This is a genomic window from Conyzicola nivalis (assembly GCF_014639655.1).
In the GTDB taxonomy this organism is placed as follows: Bacteria; Actinomycetota; Actinomycetes; order Actinomycetales; family Microbacteriaceae; genus Conyzicola; species Conyzicola nivalis.
The window spans coordinates 2,144,336-2,162,432 of sequence record NZ_BMGB01000001.1; the positions used below are offsets into that span (position 1 = coordinate 2,144,336).

The window sequence follows — 18,097 nt, forward strand, 5'->3', positions numbered from 1 at the left end:
AGTACGTCAGCGCTGTAAACTCGCGGGGTGACTGAACGCACCCTCATCAAAGACCTGGCCGCGGCATCCGACGGCCCCATTTCCGTATCCGGCTGGGTCGAGACGGTGCGCGACCAAAAGAAGGTGCAGTTCGTCGTGTTGCGTGACGAGTCCGGCGCCGTGCAGCTGGTCCATCCGCGCAATTTCAACGAGGACAAGACTCCCGCCGACGACCCGATCGCCGACATCATCTCCGGCCTCGCGCAGGGCACGTTCCTCACCGCGACCGGCGAGCTCAAACACGACGAGCGCGTGAAGCTCGGCGGCGTCGAGATCAAGCTCGACGCGCTGACCATCGCCGCCGAGGCGATCCCCGAGACGCCGATCGCCGAAGACTCCAGCGGCGACAAGCGCATGGACTGGCGCTTCCTCGACCTGCGGGTTCCGAAGAACGCACTCGTCTTCAAGATCCAGACCACGTTCCTGCACGCGCTGCGCACCTACTGGGTCGAGCACGACTTCATCGAGATCCACACCCCGAAGCTCATGGCCTCGGCGAGCGAGTCGAAGGCCGAGCTGTTCGAGGTCGACTACTTCGAGGGCAAGGCCTACTTGGCGCAGAGCCCGCAGTTCTTCAAGCAGATGGCGCAGCCCGCCGGTTTCGGCAAGATCTTCGAGGTCGGCCCGGCCTTCCGCGCCGACCCCAGCTTCACCAGCCGCCACGCGACCGAGTTCACCTCGGTCGACACCGAGTTCAGCTGGATCGACAGCCACGAAGACGTGATGAAGCTCCACGAGGAACTGTTGGTGGCCGGCTTCCAGGCCGTGAAGGACAAGCACGGCGACGAGATCAAGGCGCTGTGGGATGTCGAGATCACGGTTCCGACGGTTCCGTTCCCGCGCGTACCCCTCGCCGAGGCCAAGCGCATCGTCGCCGAGCGCGGCTACGAGGTGCCCCGCGCCGACGACGACATGGACCCGGAGGGCGAACGCCAGATCGCCGCGTGGGCACAGGACACCTACGGTCACGAGTTCGTCTTCCTCACCGACTACGCCTCGAGCATCCGGCCGTTCTATCACATGCGCCACGAGGGCGACTCGAGCGTCACGAACTCGTACGACCTCATCTTCAACGGCGTCGAGATCTCCACGGGAGCCCAGCGTGAGCACCGCATCGACGTGCTCATCGAGCAGGCCAAGGAGAAGGGCCTCGACCCCGAGGAGCTCGACTTCTACCTCGACTTCTTCCGCTACGGCGTGCCCCCGCACGGCGGGTTCGGCATGGGCCTCAGCCGTGTGCTGATGCTGATGTTGCACCTGCCGAACATCCGCGAGGCGACCTACCTGTTCCGCGGCCCTACCCGACTTCTGCCCTGATCCACACGCGGCTGAAAAGTTAACCTTCATAAGGCAGGATGTCGAGCATGTCCAAGAAAATTGACTCCGCTCGTAAGGACCTCACGAAGGCTCTCAAGAAGCACGCCGCGATCGTCGGATCGTCGGCCGTGTCGATGAAGAAGGCCCAACGCGCGGCAGCCGAGGTTCACCTCGCCGCAATCAAGTACGCGGCAGAGGTCGAGGCCAAGACCGGGCTCACGAGCCCGTTCGGCGACGCGCTGCAGCCCGGACTGGACACTTCGACCCTCGCCTCGCTGACCGCCGAGCGCGACGCGATCGCGAAGAAGCCGCGCAAGAAGTAGCGCCGTTCGGCCCCTGAGCCTGTCGAAGGGCGCTGGCACTCGCGGCGCTTCGACAGGCTCAGCGACCGAACTGGCTAGACCTCGAAGTCGACGTTCGAGCGGCTCGCCACGAGGGGCTTGATCACGTGCGTCGCCGCCACGTGGTCGGGGTGCACCTGGTATGCCTCGAGCGCCTCGAGCGAGGCATAGTCGGCGATGAGCACGACGTCCCAGTTGCTCTCGGGGTAGGCGACGTTCGTGCCGACCTGCAGCGCGCCAATCTCGGGGATCAGCGCGGGCAGGGCGGTGAGGGTGGCCGTGATCGTCGCGGCCTGTTCGGCGCGAGCCGCGGCATCCGCCCCGTTGAGCTTCCAGCTGACTACGTGACGGATCATTCGGTGATCTCCAGTATTGCGGTCTTGAGGCGCACCGGATCGATGCGCCAGATGTTGTGAACCTTGCCGTTGAGCAGCACGACCGGGATCTCTTCGACGTACTTCTCGTACAGGTCGGGATGCTCGAGAATCGACAGCTCTTCGATGCTTACGGATGTCTCGGGGCCGAGCTCCGCGACGACACCGTCGACCACTTCGCGTGCTGCCTCGCAGAGGTGGCAGTCGGGCTTACTGACGAAGGTGAGCTGAATCTGGGGCACGCGGCCCAGTCTACTTAAATGCAAAAAGCGCCAGATCCTGTTTTGACGAACACAGGAACCTGACGCTGATGCGTAAGAAGTGGTTACTTCTTGTTGCGACGCTGGTGGCGCGTCTTACGAAGCAGCTTGCGGTGCTTCTTCTTCGCCATACGCTTGCGGCGCTTCTTGATGACTGAACCCATGGGTACCTCACTGGTTACTGAATTAGACCGACCCGGTCCGATTCGGAACCGCGGAAAAATGTACTGCACAAGTCTAGCGCATAGCGCCGCAAGCGCTAACCGGTGTGCGAAATCGGCTTCTGGATGAGGGCGACGACGGCGGATTCGGGGATGCGGAACGAGCGGCCGAACCGGATCGCCGGCATCTCCCCAGCGTGCACCATGCGGTACACGGTCATCGTGGAGACACGCATCATGTCGGCCACTTCGGCGACCGTGAGAAAACGCACATCGGAGAGATCCCCTGACATGTCTGTGCCCCTTGCGATTCTGGAACACTCGTTACCAGTGTTACTGGAGTGCTGAAACGTAACACTAGGGGCTGGTGTGACTCGCTGTCTACGGCTTCTTCGCCCAGCGACGCGTGACGGTCTCGGGCAGCGCCTGCGTCACCCGGTCGGAGGCCCCTTGGAAGGCGGTGCGCGCCTGATGCGAACGGTCGGCGAGCGCGCGGCCGAGGTGGGCGCCCACGTCTGCGCCGGCCCAGGCGTTGAAGGCCGCGACCTCGAGGGCGACGTCGGTTGCGGATGACACGGGGGCGACGTCGTACGCGTCGTCGACGAACGGCGCCAGCCACGCCTGCAGTGCGTCGAACGGCGCCAGCTCGAGGCGGAAGTACCTCGTGCGGCCCTCCTGGCGCGCACCGACGAAGCCCTGCTCGCGCAGCACGCCGAGGTGCTTCGTGGCGGTCGGCACGGTGACGCCGAGCAGTTCGGCGAGTTCGGCCGCGGCGATTTCACCCGCGCCGCCGCGTTCGAGCAGGATGTGCAGGATCTCGCGCCTGGTGGAGTCGGCGATTGCGTCGAAGGTGTCGGCCATCCCGAAAGGCTAGCGAGGGCGCGCGGGTAGTACCATGACAACCTGTTCCGACAGAAACAGTGTAAGGCGATCGGCGAGATGGGGTCCGGCATGCGCACGAAGCCCATTCGGCGCACCTCTGCCCTCGGCCGCGTACGCGACAATCTCGAGGGATTCGCGGCAGCGACCCCCGCCCGTTTCGCGATCCTGATCTTCGCGGCGCTCGTGCTGGTCTTCACCCTGCTGTTCTCGCTCCCCATCGCGACATCGTCGGGCAGCGTGCCGCCCTTCGCCGACGCGTTCTTCACCGCCGTCTCGGTGATCTGTGTCACCGGCCTCTCGACCGTCGACATGGGTTCGTACTGGTCGCCGCTCGGACACGTGTTCATCCTCGTCGGCGTGGAGATCGGCGGCATCGGCGTGCTGACGCTCGCGTCGATTCTCGGGCTGATCATCTCCCGCAAGCTCGGCCTGCGCCAGCGCCTGCTCGCGGCCGGCGACACCAATCCGCTGCGTATGCACAAGGGGTCGATGGCCGAGAGCCAGGCGGTGCGCCTCGGCGAGGTCGGATCGCTGCTCGTCACCGTCGCCGTGAGCGTCCTGGTCATCGAGGTCGGCATAGCGCTGCTGCTGTTCCCCCGGCTCCTGCTCGCCGGCCACCCGCCGCTGACGGCCGCCTGGGAGTCGTTCTACTACTCGACCATGGCGTTCACGAATACGGGCTTCCAGCCCACCACGAACGGCCTGGTGCCGTTCGCCACTGACTATTGGTTCCTCAGCGTGCTGATGGTCGGCGTGTTCCTCGGAGCGGTCGGCTTCCCCGTGATCTACGTGCTCATGCGCAACCTCAAGCGCCCGAAGAAGTGGTCGCTGCACGTCAAGCTGACCCTCACCACCACGATCCTGCTCTTCGTGCTCGGCGGGCTCGCATTCTTCGTGCTCGAGCTCGGCAACGCCAAGACCTTCGCGAACATGGACCTCGGTCAACGCATCTTCCAGCCGTTCTTCCTGTCGATGATGACCCGCTCGGGCGGCTTCAACACGATCGATATCGGCGAGCTGAACGGCGCCAGCCTGCTCGTGGGCGACATGCTCATGTTCATCGGCGGCGGATCCGCGTCCACCGCCGGCGGCATCAAGGTCACGACGCTCGCGATCCTGTTCCTCGCGGCGTTCGCCGAGGCGCGCGGCAACGAGGGCATGGAGGCCTTCGACCGCCGCATACCCTCGGACGTGCTGCGGCTGGGCGTCAGCGTTGTGCTCTGGGGCGCGACCACGGTGGCCGCGTCATCCATCATCATCTTGCAGATCTCCGGGGCCAGTCTCGACTACGTGCTGTTCGAGGTCATCTCGGCGTTCGCGACGTCCGGGCTCAGTACCGGACTCACGGCCGAACTGCCCGATTCCGGCGTCTACGTGCTCGCCGCGACCATGTTTCTCGGTCGAGTCGGTACGGTGACTCTGGCGGCCGCACTCGCGGCCACCCAGCGGCGCCAGTTGTTCAGGCGAGCAGAAGAGAGGCCCATCGTTGGTTGACAGGATTGCGCACAACGCGCCGGTACTCGTGATCGGCCTCGGACGCTTCGGCGCCGCCACGGCGGGCCAGCTCGACCGCCTCGACCGCGAGGTGCTCGCCGTCGACGCCGACGAAGCTCTCGTGCAGAAGTGGTCGGAGCGCGTGACCCACGCGGTGCAGGCGGATGCGCGCAGCATCGACGCCCTGCGCCAGATCGGCGCCCAGGAGTTCTCGATCGCCGTCGTCGCCGTCGGATCGTCGATCGAGGCGAGCGTGCTCATCACGGCGAACCTGGTCGACCTCAAGATCCCGCAGATCTGGGCGAAGGCGATCAGCCAGTCACACGGCAAGATCCTTTCGCGCATCGGTGCAAACCACGTGATCTACCCCGAAGCCGAGGCCGGCGAACGCGTCGCGCACCTCGTCTCCGGCCGCATGATCGACTTCATCGAGTTCGACGACGACTTCGCGCTCGTGAAGATGTACCCGCCCAAGCCGATCCGCGGTATCCCGCTCTCCGAGTCGCAGGTGCGCCGCAAGTACGGCATCACCGTGGTCGGGGTGAAGGCACCGGGCAAGGACTTCACATACGCGGCGCCCGAGACCGTGATCTCCAACCACGACCTCATCATCGTGAGCGGCAACTCGTCGGATATCGAACGGTTCGCGAGCCTCTCGAGCTGACGCTTACACTCGCTGAGTGGTAAAAGTCATCATTCCGTGGCGCCCGCAGCCTTCGCGGCTCGCGGCGTTCGAGGCGACCCGTGCGTGGTACCTCAAAAACCTGCCCGGCGCCGAGATCATCACCGTCGATTCGGGCGATGTGCCGTTCAATCTGGCCCGCTGCCGCAACGTCGGCATGGCGTCGGTCCTCGATTCCGACGAGGTCGTGATCATCGGTGACGCCGACACGATTCCGAGCCTGGAGCCGCTGCTCGAGGCGGTCGCCGCAGCCGCCAGCTCGGGACTCGTGCACCTGCCGTACACCCGCTACCAGTGGCTCGGCCGGGAGGGCACCACGGCGTTCTTCGCCGGTACCGACCTCGCCACGGTCGAGGCGACCCTGGTCGTCGGCGCCTGCTCAGGCGTCTACGTCACCACACCGCGCACGTGGGCATCGCACGGGGGCCAAGACGAGCGCTTCCGCGGCTGGGGCTTCGAAGACTCCGCCTGGTTCGCCGCGCACACCACCCTGCTCGGCTCGCAGCCGCGCCGCCACGACGGCAATGTCTACGCGCTGCACCACGAGACGCAGGTGCGCGAGGGCGAGCAGTACGACGCCAACGCGGCGCTGCGCGAACGCTACCGGGAGGCCGAACCGTCCGCCGAGGCGATGCGCGCGCTCGTCTTCGGCCCGCCCGCGGCCTGAGCCTGTCGACACGCGCGTTCATTCGGCCGACGTGCTGAGCCGAGCGATCATGCGTCGGGCCGAGACGACAGTGAGTTCGCCCTCCAGTGCCGGATTCGCGAGTTCGAAAAGCACGCCGCCGGTCGACTGCGTGTCGAAAGAGATATCTTCCCGGGACTCAATGGACTCGGCCCAGTGCTGGACCGCGGTCGCGGAGATAGTCCCCGCCGTGAACCGTCCGAGCATGCGGACGACGTCAACCGACCGAAGGCAGACAAGCGGCTCCGCGTCCCACCCGAACGTTTGGAGCGCCCTGGCGGCTTCGGAGCTCGACATGCTGCCGTCGATCAGAGCAGATAACAGCTCGCGGCGACCCCGCGGCGGCGCCGTCACCGTAGCCTCGAAGGAGCGCTGATCCCCGCGCACTTTTCTGCCGTTATCCGGCCGTCTTCGTGCAGCAAGCCCTCGTCGTCAAGACCACCGTCCGGAATCCGAAATCGCGCCGCCACCCCCGGTATCGCCGTTGATGACTTCGCCAGCACGACGAATATCGTCTCGCCCGGTTCGAGGCGCGGCAACGTCTTCTTGAAGTCGGTCTTCTCGTACTGCACGCGCTCTCCCTCCGCAGATAGGTCGCACTCTAGCGCGGCCGCCGCGACGCAGATGAGCCGGTAGTGGGCGGATGACGCGACCGTGGCGGGCTCATCGCGCCGAAACCGGCTCGCGAACCACGCGGGTCGAGCCCGCCCAAACCGACCCGCTAGCCGAGCCGCCGGTGTGCGCGCTCGCGACCGGGCGTCTCCAGCAGCGACGCGCTCAGCGCGTCGAGCCGGGCGCGCGGCAGGGCGAGCACCCGTTCGAGACCGTCGCGCAGCTCGTCGACGGTGGCCGTGTTCGGTGCGAGGGAGACGCCGAAGCCCTCCCGTTCGAGCGCGGCCGCGCCGGCGAACTGGTCGGTCGAGAACGGCAGCACGAGCAGCGGCACGCCGTGGGTCATCGCCTCGGTGACGCTGTTGTTCCCGCAGTGGTTCACGGCCGCCGTCGCCCGCAACAACAGGCGCACCTGCGGCAGGAACCCGCGCACCAACCAGTCGCCCGGCAGCTCCCCCAGCTCGGCGCGGTCGGCCGAGCCGGTCGCCACGGCCACGCGCAGCCCGAGTCCGGCGAGCGCCGCGAGCACGCGCGCCAGCACGTCGCCGCGCACCGACAGGAAACTGCCGAAGCTCACGTAGACGAAGGGTTCGTCGCTCGCCGCGAGCCACTCCTCCACCTCCGCGTCCACGGGCTCGGAACGCACCGCCGAACCGATGAACTCGTGCGCGGGCAGCAGCGCCGTGCGGGCCCGCTCGTGCAGTTCGCCCGGGTAGTTGTAGAGCAGCAGGTCGCCGTGTTCGGCGAACGCGCTGGCGCTGTGCAGGTGGGACGCGCCGAGGCCGTCGAGGGCGGCGTTCCATTCCGCCGTGAACGACGCGCTCACGTCGTCGCAGAGCGCGCGAAGCGCGGCGAGAGCCGCGTCATCCGGATCAAAGGCCGCAGGCCACGACGGCGGGAACCCGTAGACCTCGCCGCCCACGGGCAGCGCGGACGGGTGCCCGAGCACGACGTCGGCGTACGGCGTTCCGTGCGCGAGCAGGGCGAGCCGGGCGCTGAACGCGAGGTGGTCGACGATCACCCGGTCGGGGCGCACCTCGTCGACGACCCGCTGCACGGCACGGGCGGTGTTCACCGGGTCCCAGAGCAGGTCGTTCTTGCGCGCGTCGGCCTGGAACGCGAGGGTCTCGACCATGCCGAGCCGGGTGGCGGCGAAGAAGCCGCGCAGCGCGTCGTCCTCGCCCTTGGGCTGGTCTTCGGCCTTGATGATGCCGGGGTTCGAGCCGCGCCCGAGTTGCAGGTGCGCGCGTTCGAAGCCGAACGACTCGACGATCGACGCCGTCGCCTCGCCCGTCGCGACCACGACGCGCTCCCCCGCGTCGCGCCAGGCCGTGCCGAGCGTGGCGAGGGGCAGCAGGTGCGAGGCGTAGTCGGGCGAGATGATGAGCAGCGTCACAGGGCGGCCACGCTGCCCGCGTGCGACTCGGTCGCCGCGTCGCTCACGTCGGAGTAGACGACCGAGAGCGCACGGGCCATCGCCTGGATGGTGAAGTCGCGCAACACCGTCTCGCGCGACCGGTGCGGGCGAGCGTCGGTCGTCGCGGTCTGGGCCGCCTCGCGCTCCATGGCGTCGAGTGCGTCACTCATCGACGCCGCGAGCAGCGCCGCGTCTGAGGTGCGCGTGAGGAACCCGGTCACGCCGTCTTCGACGTAGGTGGCAGGACCACCACCGGCCGGGGCGACGACGAGCAGTCCGGCCGCCATCGCCTCCAGGATCGCGATGCCGAACTCTTCCTTCAGGCTGCCGCACACGTACACGCCGCCGGGTCCGGCGAGGTCGGGCACGCCGAAGCGGGTGGCCGCCACCCAGCGTGCGACGGTGTCGTTGGGACGGTGGCCTGAGAGCAGAAGTCCGGATGCCGCGGCCTGCGCCCTCGGAACGATGCGGTCGATGCGCTCGAGCTGTTCGCGCTCGTCGGCGGACGGGTTCTCGAGGTCGCCGCCCACGAGCAGAAGGTTCGCCCTGTCGCGCAGCGGGCCGTTCGCCCACGCGGACGCGATCGTCGCCATGCCCTTGATGCGGTGGAACCGTCCGACCGAGGTGATGAGCGGCAGGTGCCGGCGTTCCTCGGGCAGTTGGGCGAGGAGGGTTCGCAGCGCCTCGAGCGGGGCGGTGGCGGGTGCCCCTGTCGCGTGGTCGGCGGCCTCGAGCACGGCGCGGTCGACCACCTCGAGGTCGATGCCCTCGGGCACGATCGAGTGGCGTTCGGGGTGCGCGGTGATGTCGATGCCGACGAGCTCGCGCATGTCGGCCTCGAGGTTCGGGCGCGGGAAGAGCACGGTGTGCGCGGCGTCGGCCGCCAGCCGCTGCACGAGCCGGGCGCGGAACCAGAAGTGCTCCCGCTCGTCGACTTCTCCGAAGTTGGCACGGGTGAGGTCGCCCGACTGGTCGAGCGTGCGGATGACGGCGTGCGGGTCGGGCGCGACGGTGAACACGACGGGGATGCCGAGGTCACGCGCGACGTTCGCGGCGGCGAGGCTGCCGACGTCGGCCATGCGCAGGTGCAGCACGTCGACGGTGCCGATGGCGCGCAGAACCCGGCGGATGCCACGTTCCGCCGCGACCCGCAGCTGCCACGCGTCCGCCGACGACACCGGCTCGCTCAGCAGCGGCACCGAGGCGTACGCGTGTCCGCGCACGGTCGAGCCGACCGACGAGAGGCTCTCGAGGGCCTCGGCCGCGCTGCCGCGGGAGAGCGTGACGACCCGCTGCACCGTGCTGGCTTCCGCCGCGGCATCCGAGGCCCCCGGCGTCGCCGAGGCGAGCGCGTCGCCGAGGCGCACGAGCAGGGTGGCGATGCCGCCGTTGTCGCCGCTGCCCGCCCGGGTGAGCTGCGGGTCGATGTCGGCGTGCAGGAAGAGCTGGGCGACGGTGAGGCCGGTCTGCCAGGGGGCGCGCACGGCGCTCGACGCGGTCAGGTCGACGAGGGCGAGGCGTGCGGCTTCGGCGACGAAGTCGTCGCCGGCGGCGAGGCGAGACACCAGGTCGACGCTGCGGGCGTCGGCCTCACGGTCGCCGAGACCGGCGACGGCGGCGACGCGCACCGAAACCGGCTCGCTGTCGTCGGAGGCGATGCGCAGCAGGGACGCGGTGGCGATCCGTCCGCGCGCGACGCCGAGGGTCTCGACGAGACGGGTGCGCGACCTCGGCTCGGTCACGCCGACGAGGGCACTCTCGAGGCCGATCGCCACCTGGTCGGGGGCCGACGACGCCCACTGCTGCAGGGTGCGCTGCGCGAGCATGCCGCTGAAGTTCCCGCGGCTGACGAGCCCGATGAGGCGCGCGATCGTGTCGAAGCGGGGCAACCGTGCCGAGAACGCCCACGCGGCGTGCTCGCGCAAATAGGCGCGGTCGCTCGAGAGCAGCCCGGCGAGCACGTCGTCGGCGTCGTCGTCGAAGACCTGGGCGAGCGCGTGCACCGCGGCGATCGCGGTGAGCTGGTCGTCACCGTGCAGCGTCGCGGCCAGAACGCGCGTGGTGCGGGTGCCGCCATTGCGGCTGGCGACGAACGCCAGCTCGTCGGCAACCCGCATTGCGTCGACAATGTGGTTCGTGCCGCGCAGCTCGTCTAGAGAGGTCTGAATTCCCACTGTCGTACTTCCGTCCTTGATTGACCGAGATCATTATGAACGGGAAGCATGACGCGCAGCACTCAGGTTGCGGATGCCGCGGGGTTCCGGTCCCCCGTGGGCGTCGGGTCGGCCCCCGCTAGCCCTGCTGCGTGTCGTCTTGCGTCTCCGTGTCGTCGGTGTTCGGAGCCGTGGGATCGGACTGATTGGAATCGCCGCGGGGCAGGGTCGGGGGCGTCCCGTTTTCGCCCTGCTGGCCGCCGGGACCGCCGCCGGGGAACCCACCCTGGCTGGTTCCTCCAACCTGGTCGCCGACGGGGAGGGCGATGCCGAGGGCGACGCCGCCGCCGAAGAGCAGGCCGGCCACGAGCACGGCGGCGACGGCGATGCCGGCGATCGCGATGCTCGGCAGCCCGCGTGACGGCGGCGTTCCCGGGTGTTCCGCCGCGGGGGTGGCGTTCGGGCGCTCGGCCGCGGGCACGGGCGTGGTGTTCGGGTCTCGGGAAACTTCGAGGGAATCGGTCATACGACCACGATGGCCGCCCCGGTTATGGAGGCCCTATGACCGGGCTGGTAATTCAGGCGCCCTTGGCGAGTTCGGCGCTTCGGGCGAGTGCCGCGGCCGTGGCCCGGTCGAAGAGGCCGGTGAGGTCGGCCGCGTCGAGTTCGGCGACGGCCCGCTCGGTCGTGCCCTTGGGGCTGGTCACTTTCACCCGCAGTTCGGTGGGCGTCGATTCGGATGCTTCGAGCAGTGCGGTCGCGCCGATGAACGTGCCGTTCACCATCGTGGCCGCCTGCTCCTCGGTGAAGCCGAGGTTTACCGCGGTGCGCGTGAGTCGCTCGATGAGGAAATACACGTAGGCGGGGCCGGAACCCGAGATGGTGCCGAGCGCGTCGATCTGGCTCTCGGGGATGACGAGCACGTCTCCCACCGTCTCGAACAGCGCTCGGACGACGGCGAGGTCGTCGTCGCTCGAGCGTGTTCCGGCGGCGAGGCCGGTGACGCCCTTGCCCACCACCGACGGGGTATTCGGCATCGCGCGCAGCACGGCGCCGGGAACGAGGGACTCCATGGTCTCGATCGTGACACCCGCCGCGACGCTCACCACGATCGCTCCCGGCTCGAGGCTGTCGGCGACCTCGCGCAGAAGATCGGGCACCATGGCGGGCTTCACACCGATCAGCACGATGCGCGCGCCCGTCACGGCGACCCGGTTGGCGTCCGGATCGACGTTCGTCGCGAGCGAGGTCACCGTCTCCGACTGGAGCGCCGCAGCCTTCTCCGCAGATCGGTTGGTGACCCGCACGCCCCCCTCGACCACGACGTTCGGGTTGAGCAGGCCGGCGAGAATCGCGCCGCCCATCGACCCGGTTCCGAGAATGGCAATGGTGGGGAGAGTCACGGTCATAGGAGCATTCTAGGATTGCTCCTATGAGCGCATCGGGTGGGAACAAGGCAATAGTCGCGGCACTGCTAGCAAACCTGGGAATCGCGGTCACCAAATTCATCGCGTTCGCCTTCTCCGGGTCGAGCTCGATGCTCGCCGAGGGTGTGCACTCCCTCGCAGACACGGGCAACCAGGGCCTGCTCCTGCTCGGCGGACGTCAGGCGAAGAAGAAGGCCACCGCCGACCACCCGTTCGGCTTCGGCCGCGAACGTTTCGTCTACGCGTTCGTCGTGTCGATCATCCTGTTCTCCATCGGTGGCGTCTTCTCGATCTACGAGGGTGTCGAAAAACTGCAGCACCCGCACGAACTCGAGAACGCCTGGCTGCCCATCGTGGTTCTGCTCATCGCCATCGGGCTCGAGAGCTTCTCGTTCCGCACCGCGATCCGGGAGTCGAACCACGTGCGCGGCAAGCAGGGCTGGGTCGAGTTCATCCGCCGGTCGAAGGCGCCCGAACTGCCCGTCGTGCTGCTCGAGGACTTCGCCGCGCTCATCGGCCTCGTGCTCGCTCTCCTCGGCGTCGGTCTCACGATCATCACCGGCAACTCGGTCTTCGACGCTCTCGGCACCCTGGCCATCGGCATCCTGCTCGTGCTCGTCGCGATCGTGCTGGGCATCGAGACCAAGAGCCTCCTCGTGGGTGAGGGCGCATCCGTCGCCGACACCGAGGCAATCCGCGCCGCGATCAACGCCCAGCCGCAGGTCGAGGCGCTCATCCACATGAAGACGCTCTACCTCGGACCCGACGAGCTGCTCGTCGGCGCGAAGGTAGCGTTCGCCCGTTCGCGCAAGCTCGCCGACATCGCCACCGACATCAACGAGCTCGAGCTCAGCATCCGCGCGGCGGTACCGATCGCGCGCGTGATCTACATCGAGCCCGACGTGTACATGCCACCGAACGAGGCGAACCCCGCCACCGACTCCTTCGTGATCAAGGCCGCCGACTGACCCTTCGGTCCCTCAGCCTGTCCTTCGGTCCCTGAGCCTGTCCTTCGGTCCCTGAGCCTGTCCTTCGGTCACCGTTTCGCAGCGAAGAACTCGAGCAGCAGGTCGGCGCACGCCTCGGCCTGCACGCCCGCGACGACCTCGACCCGGTGGTTGAGGCGCCGGTCGCGCAGCAGGTCGTAGACGCTGCCGACCGCGCCGGCCTTCTCGTCCCATGCGCCGAACACGACGCGCGGAATGCGCGAGTTCAGGATCGCGCCGGCGCACATGATGCACGGCTCGAGCGTCACCACGAGGGTCGTGCCGAGCAGGTGCCAGTCGTCGAGCGCGGCGGCCGCTTCGCGGATCGCCAGCACCTCGGCGTGCGCCGTCGGGTCCTTGTGCAGCTCGCGCTCGTTGCGGCCCGATCCGATGCGCTTTCCGTCGGCGTCGAGAACGAATGCCGCGACCGGAACATCCCCCGTATCGAAAGCGAGTCGCGCATCCGCGATCGCGTCGTGCATCCAGTCGTCGTACTGAGCCATAGCAGCGAGCCTAGGCCCGGTGCACCGAAGCAGGGCACCGCACTGAAGTAGATTGGGCACATGCGAGTTCACGTAGCCGACCACCCGCTCATCACGCACAAGCTGACCGTGCTGCGCGACAAGACCACGCCGTCGCCCACGTTCCGTGCGCTCGCCGAAGAACTCATGACGCTGCTCGCCTACGAGGCGACGCGCAACGTGCGCACCGAGGTCGTCACGATCCAGACCCCGGTCGCCGAAACCCAGGGTCTCGCGATCAGCACCCCCCGACCGCTCGTCGTGCCGATCCTGCGCGCGGGTCTCGGCATGCTCGAGGGCATGGTCAAGCTCGTGCCGACGGCCGAGGTCGGCTTCCTCGGCATGGTCCGCAACGAAGAGACCCTGCAGCCCGAAACCTACGCCGAGCGCCTGCCGGACGACCTCTCGAACCGCCAGTGCTTCGTGCTCGACCCGATGCTGGCGACCGGCGGCTCGCTCATCGCGGCGATCGATTTCCTGCTTGCCCGCGGCGCCAAGGACGTGACGGCCGTCTGCCTGATCGCGGCACCCGAGGGACTCGCGGCCGTCGAGAAGGCCATGGAGGGTCGCGGCGACGTCACCATCGTGCTCGGCGCCCTCGACGAGCGCCTCAACGAACTCGGCTACATCGTGCCCGGTCTCGGCGACGCCGGCGACCGCTTGTACGGCCTCGTCTGAGAGAGCGAAACCCCCAGCGCATTGTGAGTTTCGGGGCGTAAATTCACGGGTGACGTGCCAAGAAAGGTCGCTCGCCGTGAAGAAAAACATCCAGCGCTGGATCCCCGCCGCGGTCGTGCCCGCGGTCATCATCACCGCCGCCGTCGCCGTTCCCGCCGTGGCGAACGCCGCACCCTCACTTCCCGAGAAGAGCGCGCAGCAGCTGCTCGAACTCGTCGCTGAAAGCCGTGGCACCCCGTTCTCCGGAACGATCGAGCAGACCTCGGCGCTCGGCCTGCCCGACGTCTCCGCTCTCTCCCCCGCGGGCGGCGGCGACTCCGGATCATCCGCCCTCGAACTCCTGTCCGGCTCGCACACGGCGAACGTCTTCGTCGGCGGGCCCTCCACTCAGCGCGTCCAGCTGCTCGAGGGCTTCGCCGAGCGAGACGCGATCCGCAACGGCGACAGCGTCTGGCTCTACGACTCCGACGCGAAAGAGGCCACCCACGTCACGGCGAGCGCGCCGGCCGACCTCCCCGCCGGCCCGACGCTCACCCCGTCGGAGGCCGCCGAGAAGCTGCTCGCCGCGGTCGGCACATCGACCGAGATCGAGGTCGTCGACACCGCTCGAGTCGCCGGCCGCGCCGCCTACGAACTGCGGCTCACCCCCGACGACGCCGACACTCTCGTCGGCTCCGTGGTGCTCAGCGTCGACGCGGAGACCGGCCTCCCCCTCGCGGTGAGCGTGACCGCCGAGGGCCAGAAGTCCCCCGCTTTCTCAGTGCGCTTCAGCAAGATCGACTTCGACGCCCCCGACGCGAGCGTCTTCGAGTTCGCGCCGCCGAGCGACGTGACGGTCGAAGAGGAAACCCTCGACGGCGACACCCTCGGTGCCACACTTCCGGATGCCGCGGCCACCGACCACCCGCGCCCGACGATCGTCGGCGACGGATGGGACGCCGTGGCCGTGTTGCCCGCCGGCGCACTGCCCGCCGACCTGTCCGGCGCCGGCCTGGAACAGCTGACGACCGAGGTCAACGGCGGACGCCTGCTCACCACGAGCCTCGTCTCGGTGCTGCTCGCCGACGACGGCCGGGTACTCGTCGGCGCCGTCACCCCGCAACTGCTCCAGGCCGTCGCCGCGCAGTGAGTTCCGCCGAACTCGCGATCGAGACGCACTCCCTAAGCAAGAAGTTCGGCCACCAGGCCGCCGTCTCCAACCTCGCCCTCGCTGTTCCGCGCGGGTCGGTGTTCGGCTTCCTCGGGCCCAACGGGTCGGGAAAAACAACCACGATCCGCATGCTGCTCGGTCTCTCGGCGGCGACCGCCGGGGAGATCGCCGTTCTCGGACGCTCGATTCCGGATGCCGCGGCTCACGTCCTCCCGCGGGTGGGCGCCCTCGTCGAGGGGCCGGCCTTCTACCCGTTCCTCTCCGGCCGCGAGAATCTGCGGCGGTTCGACACGGCCAACCGCCATGCGCCGTCGTCCACCCGGTCCGCCCGGGTCGAAGCTGCTCTCGACCGCGTTGGTCTGAGCCACGCCGCGGGCAAGGCGGCTCACGCCTACTCGCTCGGCATGAAGCAGCGCCTCGGTCTGGCGAACGCCCTGCTCACCCCGCGCGACCTGCTGGTGCTGGACGAGCCCACGAACGGCCTCGACCCGCAGGGCACCCGCGAGGTGCGCTCGCTCATCCGCTCGCTCGCCTCCGACGGCACCACGATCTTCCTCTCCAGCCACCTCCTCGCCGAGGTGGAGCAGGTCTGCAGCCACGTCGCCGTGATGAGCACCGGCCGCCTCGTCGCGCAGGGCTCGCTCGACGAACTCCGGGCACAGGGTTCCGAGCGGGTCGCGGTAAACACGCCCGACGTCGCCGAGGCCCGGCGTGTGTTCGCTGTGCTCGGGCTCTCCCCCGATTCCGACCGCGACGACCACCTGAGCGCCGAACTTCCCCGCGGTGTCCCCGCCGAGGCCGTGACAGCGGCCCTCGTGCGTGCCAATGTGCGCGTGCGCGGCCTGACCGTGGAAGGCGCCTCGCTCGAGGACCGCTTCGTCGCCCTCACCGGGGAGGGCTTTGATGTCGCAGAGTGAGACCCGCGAGACGGCGTCCTCGCTCGGGCTGGCGCTGCTCGGCTCCGAACTCCGGGTACTGTTCCGCCGTCGCCGCACTTGGGCGATGCTCGCGGCCCTGGCGGCCGTTCCCGTGCTCATCGCGGTGGCGGTGCGGCTCTCCGACTCCCCCGACACCCCGGGCGACGGACCCGCGTTCCTATCGAACATCACCCAGAACGGCCTGTTCGTCGGGCTGACCGCCCTCATCGTGTCGGTTCCGCTCTTCCTGCCGCTCACCGTGGGTGTCGTCGCCGGCGACACCATCGCGGGCGAGGCAAACCTCGGCACGCTGCGCTACCTCTTGGTCGCGCCCTCCGGACGCGTTCGGCTACTGCTGGTGAAGTTCGCGGGCGCCGCCGTCTTCTGCGTCGTGGCGACACTCGTCGTTGTGCTCGTGGGAGCCACCATCGGCGCCGTCCTGTTCCCCATCGGTCCGGTCACGCTGATCTCGGGCGACACGGTCGGTGTCGGCGGCTACGCGCTGCGCGCCGCCCTCTTCGCCGCCTACGTGAGCATCTCCATGCTCGGGCTGAGCGCGATCGGGATGTTCATCTCGACGCTCACCACGGTGCCCGTCGGCGCGATGGCCGCGACGATCGTGTTGTCGGCGGTGAGCCAGATCCTCGACGTATTGCCGCAGCTCAGCGCAATCCACCCCTGGCTGTTCAGCCACCACTGGCTCGGCTTCGCCGACCTGCTGCGCACCCCGATCGACTTCACGGTGTTCGGCGAGAACGCCCTGCTACAGCTCGGCTACATCGCCGTTTTCGGCGCCCTGGCCTACGGACGATTCGCCACCAAAGACATTCTGACTTGACACACCGCGTAACCATGAAACATAGTTGCCCCTATGACTTTCCACGCGCAGACGACCGGCCTCATGCCGTCGAGCGCGATGTGTTGTCGAATGTGCGCCTAACGGCCAACACCTCGCCGAGTTCAGCTCTTCATCCTTGAGCGCCTGAACTCCCGGTTGTCTCCTTTCATTACGGGGCCATCCTGCACCTCAGCACTACCAAGAAATACCCAGAAGGAATCACACCCTCATCATTAGAGGCCCTTCACCCCTTTCAAGGATCTTCCGACTCATGTCTCTGGCAACTATTGACCGTCCGACCACCTCTTTTTCGGCTCCTTCCGTTCGTTCGCTCGTCGCGACGAACCGCCAGCCCGAAGCCCCGGCAGCAGACATCCGTGAGGATGCGGCCCAGCCCCGACTGCGCGCCGTTCCCGCCGGCACCGAGGCTCGCGGCTTCGTCCTCTACGTCGGCCTCGACGAACTGAAGGCCGAACTCGCCGGCACCGACCTCGGCCAGATCGTGGCCCAGCTGAAGAGCCTCGTCTCCGAGCTGGTACCCACCGCCGAGACCCACGCGGCCGTCGCCCTCGCCCCCCAGGGTGCGGGCGGCCGCGACGTCGACGTGGTGCGCCTCGCCCTGCAGGATCCGGCCGCCCTAGCCCGCCAGCGCCAGACCCCCGCGGTCGAGGCGAAGCCGCGCGGCGGAGTCGTGATCGACATCTCCCGCAAGCGCCTGCAGCTCGACGGCGAGACGGCCCCGCTGACCTACAAGGAGTTCGAGCTGCTGCAGTACCTCGTGCTGCGCGAGGGACGCACGATCGACCGCGCCGAGCTCATCTCGTCACTGTGGAACGCGAACGACGACGAGATCCCGAACGAGCGCACCATCGATGTGCACGTGCGCCGCCTGCGCTCGAAGCTCGGCGCCTACGAAGACATCGTGCGCACCGTGCGCGGCGTCGGCTACCGCTTCGACCGTCACGCCGACGTGTCGATCCGCCAGGCGACCACGCCGAGCCCCGACTTCATCTGAGCGACAGCCGGTCGAGTAGGCCGCCTGTGGCCGTAGAACGACCTACTCAACCGGCGATAGTGCAGTTGCGCATAGTGCGGATGCGCCCGCACCCACCACAACTGCACTACCGCGCGGCGGGCGGGCTCGATCGACGTGAGCGCCCGGG

The 18,097-nt window shown here is 68.4% G+C and carries 23 protein-coding genes; 11 read left to right on the forward strand and 12 right to left on the reverse strand.

Annotated features, from left to right (window positions below; translation table 11 throughout):
- The first annotated feature begins 27 nt into the window (after window positions 1-27).
- Both aspS and IEV96_RS10595 read left to right on the forward strand, forming a co-directional pair.
- Complete coding sequence (aspS, locus tag IEV96_RS10590; RefSeq protein ID WP_188510565.1) at window positions 28-1,356, forward strand: aspartate--tRNA(Asn) ligase; 1,329 nt, start codon at window positions 28-30, stop codon at window positions 1,354-1,356.
- A 47-nt stretch (window positions 1,357-1,403) separates the two neighbouring features.
- A complete protein-coding gene (locus tag IEV96_RS10595) occupies window positions 1,404-1,679 on the forward strand; it encodes a hypothetical protein (protein WP_188510566.1) in 276 nt (91 codons plus the stop codon).
- A 74-nt stretch (window positions 1,680-1,753) separates the two neighbouring features.
- On the opposite strand, the gene IEV96_RS10600 is transcribed toward IEV96_RS10595, so the two are convergent.
- From IEV96_RS10600 to IEV96_RS10620, 5 genes are all read right to left on the reverse strand, one after another.
- On the reverse strand, window positions 1,754-2,053 hold the full coding sequence (locus tag IEV96_RS10600) for a Dabb family protein (RefSeq protein WP_188510567.1): 300 nt from the start codon (window positions 2,051-2,053) through the stop codon (window positions 1,754-1,756).
- Window positions 2,050-2,313, reverse strand: a complete 264-nt coding sequence (locus IEV96_RS10605; RefSeq protein WP_188510568.1) for a glutaredoxin family protein — start codon at window positions 2,311-2,313, stop codon at window positions 2,050-2,052. Before IEV96_RS10605 ends, IEV96_RS10600 begins: the two co-directional genes overlap by 4 nt.
- Window positions 2,314-2,396: 83 nt before the next feature.
- A complete protein-coding gene (locus IEV96_RS10610) occupies window positions 2,397-2,495 on the reverse strand; it encodes a 30S ribosomal protein bS22 (protein WP_003792170.1) in 99 nt (32 codons plus the stop codon).
- Window positions 2,496-2,590: 95 nt separating this feature from the next.
- On the reverse strand, window positions 2,591-2,785 hold the full coding sequence (locus tag IEV96_RS10615; RefSeq protein WP_188510569.1) for a helix-turn-helix domain-containing protein: 195 nt from the start codon (window positions 2,783-2,785) through the stop codon (window positions 2,591-2,593).
- An 88-nt stretch (window positions 2,786-2,873) separates the two neighbouring features.
- Window positions 2,874-3,353: an ArsR/SmtB family transcription factor gene (locus IEV96_RS10620; protein WP_188510570.1), complete on the reverse strand. Its 480-nt coding sequence runs from the start codon at window positions 3,351-3,353 to the stop codon at window positions 2,874-2,876.
- Between the two features lie 90 nt (window positions 3,354-3,443).
- Between IEV96_RS10620 and IEV96_RS10625 the strand changes: the two genes are divergently transcribed.
- The 3 genes from IEV96_RS10625 to IEV96_RS10635 are packed head-to-tail and all read left to right on the forward strand — an operon-like array spanning window position 3,444 to window position 6,217.
- The gene (locus IEV96_RS10625; protein WP_188510571.1) at window positions 3,444-4,868 is read left to right on the forward strand and encodes a TrkH family potassium uptake protein; all 1,425 of its coding nucleotides are present in this window, start codon (window positions 3,444-3,446) and stop codon (window positions 4,866-4,868) included.
- Window positions 4,861-5,532, forward strand: coding sequence for a potassium channel family protein (locus IEV96_RS10630; protein WP_188510572.1), 672 nt, complete (start codon window positions 4,861-4,863; stop codon window positions 5,530-5,532). The genes IEV96_RS10625 and IEV96_RS10630 overlap by 8 nt, the downstream gene beginning before the upstream one ends.
- 16 nt (window positions 5,533-5,548) lie before the next feature.
- Window positions 5,549-6,217, forward strand: a complete 669-nt coding sequence (locus IEV96_RS10635) for a hypothetical protein (protein WP_188510573.1) — start codon at window positions 5,549-5,551, stop codon at window positions 6,215-6,217.
- A gap of 18 nt (window positions 6,218-6,235) precedes the next feature.
- Here the strand turns inward: IEV96_RS10635 and IEV96_RS10640 are convergent, their stop codons facing one another.
- The 6 genes from IEV96_RS10640 to proC form a co-directional block, all read right to left on the reverse strand.
- A complete protein-coding gene (locus IEV96_RS10640) occupies window positions 6,236-6,532 on the reverse strand; it encodes a hypothetical protein (RefSeq protein WP_188510574.1) in 297 nt (98 codons plus the stop codon).
- Between the two features lie 53 nt (window positions 6,533-6,585).
- A complete protein-coding gene (locus IEV96_RS10645; RefSeq protein ID WP_188510575.1) occupies window positions 6,586-6,807 on the reverse strand; it encodes a hypothetical protein in 222 nt (73 codons plus the stop codon).
- A gap of 149 nt (window positions 6,808-6,956) precedes the next feature.
- A complete protein-coding gene (locus IEV96_RS10650; protein WP_188510576.1) occupies window positions 6,957-8,243 on the reverse strand; it encodes a glycosyltransferase in 1,287 nt (428 codons plus the stop codon).
- On the reverse strand, window positions 8,240-10,438 hold the full coding sequence (locus IEV96_RS10655) for a glycosyltransferase (RefSeq protein ID WP_188510577.1): 2,199 nt from the start codon (window positions 10,436-10,438) through the stop codon (window positions 8,240-8,242). The genes IEV96_RS10650 and IEV96_RS10655 overlap by 4 nt, the downstream gene beginning before the upstream one ends.
- A gap of 118 nt (window positions 10,439-10,556) precedes the next feature.
- Window positions 10,557-10,943 (reverse strand): hypothetical protein, encoded by a 387-nt coding sequence (locus IEV96_RS10660; protein WP_188510578.1) that lies wholly within the window; start codon window positions 10,941-10,943, stop codon window positions 10,557-10,559.
- A 52-nt stretch (window positions 10,944-10,995) separates the two neighbouring features.
- The gene (gene proC, locus IEV96_RS10665) at window positions 10,996-11,826 is read right to left on the reverse strand and encodes a pyrroline-5-carboxylate reductase (RefSeq protein WP_188510579.1); all 831 of its coding nucleotides are present in this window, start codon (window positions 11,824-11,826) and stop codon (window positions 10,996-10,998) included.
- A 23-nt stretch (window positions 11,827-11,849) separates the two neighbouring features.
- Between proC and IEV96_RS10670 the strand changes: the two genes are divergently transcribed.
- Window positions 11,850-12,812: a cation diffusion facilitator family transporter gene (locus IEV96_RS10670; protein ID WP_188510580.1), complete on the forward strand. Its 963-nt coding sequence runs from the start codon at window positions 11,850-11,852 to the stop codon at window positions 12,810-12,812.
- Between the two features lie 68 nt (window positions 12,813-12,880).
- Here IEV96_RS10670 and tadA read toward each other — a convergent pair whose 3' ends face one another.
- Window positions 12,881-13,333 (reverse strand): tRNA adenosine(34) deaminase TadA, encoded by a 453-nt coding sequence (tadA, locus tag IEV96_RS10675; RefSeq protein WP_188510581.1) that lies wholly within the window; start codon window positions 13,331-13,333, stop codon window positions 12,881-12,883.
- 60 nt (window positions 13,334-13,393) lie between these two features.
- Between tadA and upp the strand changes: the two genes are divergently transcribed.
- The 5 genes from upp (at window position 13,394) to IEV96_RS10695 (ending at window position 17,949) form a co-directional block, all read left to right on the forward strand.
- A complete protein-coding gene (upp, locus tag IEV96_RS10680) occupies window positions 13,394-14,029 on the forward strand; it encodes a uracil phosphoribosyltransferase (RefSeq protein WP_188510582.1) in 636 nt (211 codons plus the stop codon).
- A gap of 76 nt (window positions 14,030-14,105) precedes the next feature.
- A complete protein-coding gene (locus tag IEV96_RS16690) occupies window positions 14,106-15,158 on the forward strand; it encodes a LolA family protein (protein WP_229733232.1) in 1,053 nt (350 codons plus the stop codon).
- Entirely contained in the window at window positions 15,155-16,096 is a 942-nt protein-coding gene (locus IEV96_RS10685; RefSeq protein WP_229733234.1) for an ABC transporter ATP-binding protein, read from the forward strand. The genes IEV96_RS16690 and IEV96_RS10685 overlap by 4 nt, the downstream gene beginning before the upstream one ends.
- Window positions 16,083-16,934 carry an ABC transporter permease gene (locus IEV96_RS10690; protein WP_188510584.1) on the forward strand — a complete coding sequence of 284 codons (852 nt, stop codon included), beginning with the start codon at window positions 16,083-16,085 and terminating at the stop codon, window positions 16,932-16,934. Before IEV96_RS10685 ends, IEV96_RS10690 begins: the two co-directional genes overlap by 14 nt.
- Window positions 16,935-17,205: 271 nt before the next feature.
- Window positions 17,206-17,949, forward strand: coding sequence for a winged helix-turn-helix domain-containing protein (locus tag IEV96_RS10695; RefSeq protein ID WP_188510585.1), 744 nt, complete (start codon window positions 17,206-17,208; stop codon window positions 17,947-17,949).
- Window positions 17,950-18,097 lie beyond the last annotated feature (148 nt).